This is a genomic window from Bartonella sp. AP57NXGY (genome assembly GCF_042195805.1).
Taxonomy (GTDB): domain Bacteria; phylum Pseudomonadota; class Alphaproteobacteria; order Rhizobiales; family Rhizobiaceae; genus Bartonella.
In genome coordinates this window covers 1-2576 of sequence record NZ_JBHIOZ010000173.1, presented here as the reverse complement: position 1 = coordinate 2576, position 2576 = coordinate 1, and the positions used below count along the sequence as shown (strand labels likewise).

General features: G+C 38.2%; 3 protein-coding genes. All 3 read left to right on the top strand.

What is annotated here, in order from left to right:
* The first annotated feature begins 513 nt into the window (after positions 1-513).
* Complete coding sequence (locus tag ACFIL8_RS09095) at positions 514-864, top strand: helix-turn-helix domain-containing protein (protein WP_375681307.1); 351 nt, start codon at positions 514-516, stop codon at positions 862-864.
* A 471-nt stretch (positions 865-1335) separates the two neighbouring features.
* A complete protein-coding gene (gene efp / locus ACFIL8_RS09090; protein ID WP_375611746.1) occupies positions 1336-1911 on the top strand; it encodes an elongation factor P in 576 nt (191 codons plus the stop codon).
* Between the two features lie 11 nt (positions 1912-1922).
* On the top strand, positions 1923-2576 hold a 654-nt coding region (locus tag ACFIL8_RS09085; RefSeq protein WP_375689512.1), incomplete at its 3' end, for an inositol monophosphatase family protein.

Below are 2576 nucleotides of genomic sequence, written 5' to 3'. Positions count from 1 at the left end.
CTGTTGCGACGGAATGGATATAATGTGATCTATACAGATCAACCTCAAAAGCAACAAAACATGGGTGTGAATTTGAGTTATAGAATAAGATTAAATAGTAGCACTATAGTGTCTCTTTTTCAGTATAACGTGAACGGAGAGCCGCGTTCTTATATAAATACTCAGCCCAGATGAACCCGCTATTTAATGTAAACATACTCTATATTTTACACGTAAAGACTTAAAAGCTCTTGCGAAAGGCAAAGAGATTTGCACCTCAATAAAAAACCTCATTTTTAGCCAGAGTGGATAAATTTTATTATAGATTGTGACAATACAAAATAGTGTAAATTATAGCTTTGAGATTTAAGAAAAGAAGAATACTAAAAATAATGAAAATGCCCCACACCCTAGTGAATTGTTACGCGAAGATGTAAATGCAAAACTTGGACTATCTGTGATTGAAGCAGCTGAAGAGTTTTCTATATCCCGTGTAGCATTTTCTAGGGTTTTGGTAAAAATCCTTATAACGACATTTTCAGCGGCAAATTCATTGGCAAAAAAATTCGTTTGAGACGAAAAATGTTGAAGATGTCTCAAAAAACATTAGGTCAACATTTAGGTGTTACTTTCCAACAAATCCAGAAATATGAAAACGGCTTAAATCGTGTCAGCGCAGAGCGTTTAAAAGAAATAGCCGATATCCTAAATGCTCCACTTGTCTTTTTCTATGCTGATATCTTAACAAAACAACAGCCCCCATACCACCATGATGAAATCGCATCAAGTACAGAAAAATACCTGCTTTTAAAAAAATTTAGAGTCCTAATCTCGATAAAACAAAGAGCCTTTTTACAATTACTCTCTGATCAAAATGAAAGCTAACACCACGCTCTATCCCATGAGACACTATAATAAACTCCGTATTCACATATTCATCACATATTCTTAATTAAAAACACCTCATGGTTTTAGGGAACTTATATCATTGCCATCAATTATATTATTGCCATCAATGATGATATTTTACGACACAACGGGATAAATTTCCCCAAAAATTCTAAAAAATTTTTGTGCAAATTTTTAAAAAGCTTGCGTCTGAGCGCTTTTTATGGTCTTGCAAAGAACTGAAAAGCAAAAATACATAAAGGTCCTTTTTTACTTAAGCTTTTCTCTTTGCAAAAAGCAGGAGAAAGCCCATAAAGAGCACACAGGACCATGAGAGAGCCGCAAGGTTAATCAAAGGGATTTTAGCCCGAAAATAACAAAAGAGCTTGACTGTTAAAGGCAGCAAAGAAAAGCGCCATAAAAACAACAAGAGAGTTCTTTTTGCAAGAATAGAATTGGATAGAAACGATGAAAATTAATGGCAATGAAATTCGCCCTGGTAATGTGATCGAACATCAAGGAAGCTTATGGGTTGCTGTTAAATGTAACGCTGTAAAACCAGGAAAAGGTGGTGCATTTAACCAAGTTGAAATGAAAAATTTGATTGATGGTACAAAACTTAATGAACGCTTTCGTGCTGCTGAGACAGTTGAACGCGTGCGCCTTGAACAAAAGGATTTCACATTTCTTTATCAACAAGGGGATGCTTTGGTCTTTATGGATTCAGAATCTTATGAACAACTTGAACTTCAAAAGGATTTTGTTGGTGAACGTGCTGCGTTTCTCCAAGATGGGATGACTGTCACAGTTGAACTTTATCAAGAAAAGCCTATTGGCATCTCACTTCCTGATCAAGTTGCTGTCACAATTGCGGAAGCCGATCCTGCACTTAAAGGACAAACGGTTACCTCCTCTTATAAACCCGCCATTCTTGAAAACGGGATTCGTATTCTTGTTCCCCCCTTTATGAATGCTGGTGAACGTATCATTGTAGACACCAATGAGTTGATTTATTTGCGTCGCGCAAATGAAAAAGATAAATAAAGGAATAAAAAATGGCCCATTCTGCAGTCATGAATGTCATGGTGCAAGCTGCAATGAAAGCAGGACGCTCGTTGGTACGTGATTACGGTGAAGTGCAAAATTTGCAAGTGTCTTTGAAAGGACCAGCAGATTATGTCAGCCAAGCAGATCGCAAAGCGGAAAAAATTATTTTCAATGAACTAAGCAAGGCGCGCCCCAAATTTGGTTTTCTGATGGAAGAGTCAGAAGAAATCATTGGAGAAGATTCACAACACCGTTTTATTGTTGACCCTTTAGATGGCACCACAAATTTTCTCCATGGCATTCCTTTTTTTGCTGTTTCCATTGCTTTAGAAAGCCAAGGAAAAATCGTTGCTGGTGTCATTTACAATCCCGTGAGTGATGAACTCTTCACAGCAGAACGTGGGTGTGGTGCTTTTTTCAATGACCGCCGCTGCCGCGTTTCTGCTCGACGCAGACTAGAAGATTGTGTCATTGCCACAGGAATGCCTCATTTTGGTCGCCCAAATCATGGAACCTACCTTATTGAATTACGTAATGTGATGGCAGAGGTTGCCGGACTTCGCCGTTTTGGTGCTGCTGCTCTTGATTTAGCTTATGTGGCTGCTGGAAGAACCGATGGCTTTTGGGAAGATAACCTGCAAATTTGGGATATGGCTGCTGGA